Origin of the sequence: uncultured Sphingomonas sp. (assembly GCF_913778135.1) — a bacterium.
Taxonomy (GTDB): domain Bacteria; phylum Pseudomonadota; class Alphaproteobacteria; order Sphingomonadales; family Sphingomonadaceae; genus Sphingomonas.
This window is the reverse complement of record NZ_CAJYVU010000030.1, coordinates 1-5251: the sequence shown is the minus strand read 5'-3', so window position 1 is coordinate 5251 and position 5251 is coordinate 1. Positions and strand designations below refer to the sequence as shown.

3 protein-coding genes are annotated in these 5251 nt (G+C 67.0%); 1 reads left to right on the top strand and 2 read right to left on the bottom strand.

Annotated features, from left to right (window positions below):
• Window positions 1-3257 (bottom strand): DNA-directed RNA polymerase subunit beta (rpoB, locus tag QZ847_RS03015; RefSeq protein ID WP_294352942.1); only part of this gene is annotated, 3257 nt, incomplete at its 3' end.
• 348 nt (window positions 3258-3605) lie between these two features.
• Here rpoB and QZ847_RS03010 point away from each other — a divergent pair.
• A complete protein-coding gene (locus QZ847_RS03010) occupies window positions 3606-4847 on the top strand; it encodes a hypothetical protein (RefSeq protein ID WP_294352940.1) in 1242 nt (413 codons plus the stop codon).
• 243 nt (window positions 4848-5090) lie between these two features.
• On the opposite strand, the gene QZ847_RS03005 is transcribed toward QZ847_RS03010, so the two are convergent.
• Window positions 5091-5251, bottom strand: a 161-nt coding sequence (locus QZ847_RS03005) for a 50S ribosomal protein L7/L12 (RefSeq protein ID WP_294352944.1), incomplete at its 5' end; no start/stop codon positions are given.

Genomic DNA, 5251 nt, shown 5'->3' with positions numbered 1-5251 from the left:
ACGAAGACCTTGACCATCTTCAGCACGCCCGGCGGCAGCTCGTCACCACGCTCCAGCTTGTCGCGGCGGTCATGGAACTTGTCCGTGATCCGCTTGGCGGCTTCGTCATACTGCGCCTTGACCGCTTCCAGATCGCTCTGGCGCGCATCGTCGGCGACGGCGAACTTCCACCATTCGTGGCGATCGACCGATTCCAGCACCTCGGCATCGATCACGATGCCCTTCTTCACGCCCTTCGGCGCTGCGGTGGCGGTCTGGTCGAGCAGCATCTCGCGCAGGCGGCTCCAGGTCGCCCGGTTGAGGATCGTGCGCTCGTCGTCGGCGTCCTTCTTCAGACGCTCGATCTCCTCGCGCTCGATCGCCATCGCGCGCTCGTCCTTGTCGATGCCGTGACGATTGAAGACGCGCACGTCGACGATCGTACCGGCCACGCCCGGCGGCAGGCGGAGCGAGGTGTCGCGCACGTCGCTGGCCTTTTCACCGAAGATCGCGCGGAGGAGCTTTTCTTCCGGCGTCATCGGCGATTCGCCCTTGGGCGTGATCTTGCCGACCAGGATGTCGCCCGGCTCCACCTCGGCCCCGACATAGACGATGCCCGCCTCGTCGAGGTTGCGCAGCGCTTCCTCGCCGACGTTCGGGATGTCGCGCGTGATGTCCTCCGGCCCGAGCTTCGTGTCGCGGGCCATCACTTCAAACTCGTCGATGTGGATCGACGTGAACACGTCGTCCTTCACGATCCGCTCGGAGATCAGGATCGAGTCCTCGTAGTTATACCCGTTCCACGGCATGAACGCGACCAGCGCGTTACGGCCCAGCGCCAGCTCGCCGAACTCGGTCGAGGGACCGTCGGCCAGCACGTCGCCCGCCTTCACCACGTCGCCCACCTTCACCAGCGGACGCTGGTTGATGCAGGTCGACTGGTTCGAGCGCTGGAACTTCATCAGCGTGTAGATGTCGACGCCGCTCTCATTCGCGTCGACCTCACCGGTCGCGCGAATGACGATGCGCGCCGCATCGACCTGATCGACCACGCCGGCGCGCTTGGCGGAGATAGCCGCGCCCGAATCGCGCGCCACCGTCTCTTCCATGCCGGTGCCGACGAACGGCGCCTCGGCCTTGACCAGCGGCACCGCCTGGCGCTGCATGTTCGAGCCCATCAGCGCGCGGTTCGCGTCGTCGTTCTCCAGAAACGGGATCAGCGAGGCCGCGACCGACACGAGCTGCTTGGGGCTCACGTCCATCAGCGTCACCGTCTCCGGCAACGCCATCAGGAACTCGCCCGCCTGACGCGCCGACACCAGCTCCTCGGCGAACGAGCCGTCCTCGTTCAGCTCGGCCGACGCCTGGGCGACGGTGTGCTTCTGCTCCTCCATCGCCGACAGGTAGACGACCTCGTTTGTCACCCGACCGTCGACGATCTTGCGGTACGGCGTCTCGATGAAGCCGTACTTGTTGACACGCGCGAAGGTCGACAGCGAGTTGATCAGGCCGATGTTCGGGCCTTCGGGCGTCTCGATCGGACAGATGCGACCGTAGTGCGTCGGGTGAACGTCGCGAACCTCGAAGCCCGCGCGCTCACGCGTCAGACCGCCCGGCCCGAGCGCCGAGACGCGACGCTTGTGCGTCACTTCGGAGAGCGGGTTGGTCTGGTCCATGAACTGCGACAGCTGCGACGAACCGAAGAACTCGCGCACCGCGGCAACCGCAGGCTTCGCGTTGATCAGGTCGTTCGGCATGACGGTCGAGACATCGACCGAGCTCATGCGCTCCTTCACGGCGCGCTCCATGCGCAGCAGGCCGACGCGGTACTGGTTCTCCAGCAGCTCGCCCACCGAACGCACGCGGCGGTTGCCGAGGTTGTCGATGTCGTCGATCTCGCCCTTGCCGTCCTTCAGGCCAACCAGCGTCTTGACGACCGCCAGAATGTCCTCGGTGCGCAGCGTCGTGTGCGTGTCCGGCGCATCCAGCTCCAGGCGCATGTTCAACTTGACGCGGCCGACCGCCGACAAATCGTAGCGGTCCGGATCGAAGAAGAGCCCTGCGAACAGCGACTCCGCCGTTTCCAGCGTCGGCGGCTCGCCGGGGCGCATGACGCGGTAGATGTCCGACAGCGCCTGCTCACGCTCTTCGGCCTTGTCCGCCTTGAGCGTGTTGCGGATCCACGGACCGGTGGTCACGTGGTCGATGTCGAGCAGCTCGACGCGGTCGAGCCCGGCCTTGTCCAGCTTCTCCATGCTGTCGGGACCGATCTCGTCACCGGCCTCGACGTAGATCTCGCCGGTCTGCTCGTTGATGAGGTCGTAGGCTGAGTAGCGACCGTAGATTTCCTCGGTCGGGATCAGCAGCGTTTCGAGACCATCCTTCGCGGCCTTGTTGGCGGCGCGCGGGGTGATCTTGGTGCCGGCAGCGAAGATCACCTCGCCCGACTTCGCGTCGACGATGTCGAACGACGGCTTCACGCCGCGCCAGTTCTCGGCCGCGAACGGGATCTGCCAGCCACCCTGACCGCGCACAAAGGTGACGCGGTTGTAGAAGTGGTTGAGGATTTCCTCGGAGTTGAGGCCGAGCGCATACAGCAGCGCCGTGACCGGCAGCTTGCGCTTGCGGTCGATGCGGACGTTGACGATGTCCTTGGCGTCGAACTCGAAATCGAGCCACGAGCCACGATAGGGGATCACACGCGCCGCGAACAGGAACTTGCCCGACGCGTGCGTCTTGCCGCGGTCATGGTCGAACAGGACGCCTGGGCTACGGTGCATCTGGCTGACGATCACGCGCTCGGTGCCGTTGATGAAGAACGTGCCGTTCTCCGTCATCAGCGGCATGTCGCCCATGTAGACGTCCTGCTCCTTGATATCGAGCACCGAGCGGGTCTCCGTATCGGGATCCACCTCGAACACAATCAGGCGCAAGGTAACGCGCATCGGCGCGGCATAGGTGATGCCGCGCTGACGGCATTCCTCAACGTCGAACTTAGGCGGCTCGAGCTCGTAATTGACGAAGTCCAGTTCGGCCGTGCCTGCGAAATCGCGGATCGGGAACACGCTGCGCAGCGTCTTCTCCAGGCCCGAGACGTAGCCGATCGATGCATCGGAGCGCAGGAATTGCTCGTAGCTCTCGCGCTGCACCTCGATCAGGTTCGGCATCTGCACCACTTCGTGGATGTTGCCGAACACCTTGCGGATGCGGCGCTTGCGCGTCCCGCCGGTGGTGTCGCCCGAGCGGGCGGTGCCCGCGTCGATCGCCTTGGTTGCCATGTTGAGCGTTGCCTCGTCAGCCGATAAAATCACGAAGCGCAAAGAACGGCGAAAGGCCGCACGTCTGATCCCGTGAGGGAGACGGCAGCCTCAAGCGTCCTGTATCCAGCATCCCCATACGTACGAGGCACTGCGCGACGGCACCCCATGTCCCGAAATGCTGGAAGAAGCTCGGATATAGGACAGGAGTGGCGGCGCGTCAATGAACGACGGCCGCTAGGAACGTCGATCGCCGCGAAACGATCCCGCCGCATCGCTACCTCCGATCGGCGCGGGTATGAGCATCGTCGCCTTGTTCGGCACCCGAAATGGTTGACCTCCACCGCGTTCGCGCTAGCGCCACGCATTATGATCGTTCCGCGTCGTACCCGCGTCTCGCCCGCGCGCCTTTCGCTCGCCCTTCTGCTCGTGACGAGCGCGCCCGCGGCATTGGCGCAATCCTCCACACCGGCGGCGACCCCGACCTTGTCGCTGCCGCCGATCACCTTTTCGCTGCCGTCGGGCACGCCGACGCCCGCCGCCACGCCCGAACCAACGGCGACGTCCAGCCCGACACCGCGTCCAACGCCGACCGCGCGCGCCACGCCCAGCCCAGGTGCGACGCCAGCGGCACGCGCCACCCCGACGCCGCGCGCCACGCCGACCGCGCGTGCAACGCCGGCCGCGCGCCCGAGTGTGGCCCAGACGGCTACGCCGTCTCCCTCTCAGGTCCCCGAGCCCGTACCCACTGCGTCGCCCACCACCGCAGCGCCCGCTCCAACCCCGGCCCCGAGCGAGGCGTCCGTGCTCGGCACACCCGCGGCACCGGTCAACGACGAGCGTGACGATTACGGCTGGCTCTGGTTCGTCGGACTCGCGGCCCTCGCCGGTGCGGGATGGTGGTGGTGGCAGCGCCGCGCTTCTTCCGCACAGGCGCACCCGACAGACGCCGTTGATACCGTCCCGGGCCATGCCGAGCCTGTCGCTCCGGCATCGGTTGCAGCGGAGCCGATTGCACCTGCTGCGGCTGCGGCACCGCGCATGCTGACACGGCGCACTGCCGCCGCGGCGACCCCGCCCGCATCGGAGGGCGCGGCGCAACCGCGTGCCTGGATCGAGCTAGAGCTTCGCGCGCGTCGCGCCGGCGTCAATCTGGTCACCGCGACTGCCGACGTGGAGATCGTCGTTCGCAACCGCGGCGAGGTCGAGGCGCGCAACATTCGCCTCGACGCGCGCCTGACCAGCGCGCGCGCCGACCAGGACGCGGAACTCGGCCAGATCTTCGCGCAAACGGCCGGTCGACTGGCCGCGACGCCGTTCACCCTCACATCCGGCGCCGAGCGTGTCGTGCGCGCGCTTGTCACACTGCCGCGCGACAACATCAACGTGCTGACCGCCGCTGACCGCCCGATGTTCGTGCCGGTCGTGACGCTCAACGCGCGCTACGTGCCGAGTGAGACAGCGGCGGGCGAGGGGCAGACCGCGCAGGCGTTCGCGCTCGGGATCGAGCGCGCGGGCGCGGCGAAGCTCGCACCGTTCTGGCTCGATGGCCCGGCACGCATGTTCGAGACGGTGGCGGCGCGCCCGCATGCGCTGGCGGTGGCGAGCTGAGCTTTAGCCCATCGGAAGCGGCATCGAGCCGACGGTGCGATGCAGGAAGCTTGAGCGGCGCTGATGCCCGCTTCGTAGGTGGAGCAAAAGAAAAGGGCGGCACCGCCGTAGCGGGCCGCCCTTTTTCTGGTGGCCGCGGCGTCATGGAAGTGAATTCCATGACGTCGACGCCCGGCGGAGCCGAGCCCGGCCGGCCTGGCGGCAGGTGAGGGTTGGCGCGCCAACCCCGCCCGCCGCTGCGGCTTACTTCAGCTCGACGGTCGCGCCGGCTTCTTCAAGCTGCTTCTTGACCTTCTCGGCCTCGTCCTTGCTCACGCCTTCCTTGACGGGCTTCGGCGCGCCTTCGACGAGCGCCTTGGCTTCGGTCAGGCCCAGGCCGGTGATCGCGCGGACTTCCTTGATGA

Coding starts and splice junctions, on each gene's coding strand:
- QZ847_RS03010 (WP_294352940.1), top strand. CDS start 3,606: ATGATCGTTCCGCGTCGTACCCGCGTCTCGCCCGCGCGCCTTTCGCTC.